Genomic DNA, 730 nt, shown 5'->3' on the forward strand with positions numbered 1-730 from the left:
TCATAGCCTGGACCCAAATGCTCGCCCTGACCAGCCATGATGCCCGCCGGTGGGAACCCAAACGACTGCGCCACCGACTCTTCTGCATCGCCGGATCCATCGCCCGGCACGCCCGCCGCACCCGCCTGCACCTCGCCGCGACAGCCCCCGACACCGGCCTGCTGATCGCCGGCCTACAGCGCCTGAACCGGATGCGAGCACCCACATGACCGACACGACTTCCTTGACAATCCGATCACGAAACACCCCCACGGGACAGTGGAACCCGACGCCACCCGACGCAACACCGGGCCGCATCACCATGCCCACGAACGAAACCCTCACTCGAGGACACCAATCCGAAACCGATCAGGAGGGGACGACCACCTCACGAAAGATCGAGGCTAGCCTCGGCCTTTCGCGGGTGAGGTCGTGTCGGACATGAAGAAAGGTGCTCTGAGCTGGAAGAATAGGGGTTACCACACCAACCTATTTCCAGTCTCGAAGGAGCACCTTTCTGGTGAGTCAGTCTACGTCCTGCTACCCGAAGGTGTCGGTCGACGCGGCCGGAACGAACCTCGTCTCGCATGCCGGGACAGTGCTGTTGCTTCGTACCGCCGAGACGGTCGGTCTGACCGCGGCTCTGACCAGTGCGTTGATGCCGTGGCGCAAGCCGAACGCGATCCACGATCCGGGGAAGACGGTGCTTGATCTGGCGGTGTCGATCGCGGCGGGCGGGGACTGCCTGGCC

2 protein-coding genes are annotated in these 730 nt (G+C 64.0%); both read left to right on the plus strand.

The features are described from left to right. Positions 1–209 (plus strand): transposase (locus tag AXK60_RS13810; protein WP_175400025.1); only part of this gene is annotated, 209 nt, incomplete at its 5' end. 290 nt (positions 210–499) lie between these two features. Further along, positions 500–730 (plus strand): transposase (locus AXK60_RS13815; RefSeq protein WP_175400026.1); only part of this gene is annotated, 231 nt, incomplete at its 3' end.

The sequence above is a fragment of the Tsukamurella pseudospumae genome, from assembly GCF_001575195.1.
Lineage (GTDB): Bacteria > Actinomycetota > Actinomycetes > Mycobacteriales > Mycobacteriaceae > Tsukamurella > Tsukamurella pseudospumae.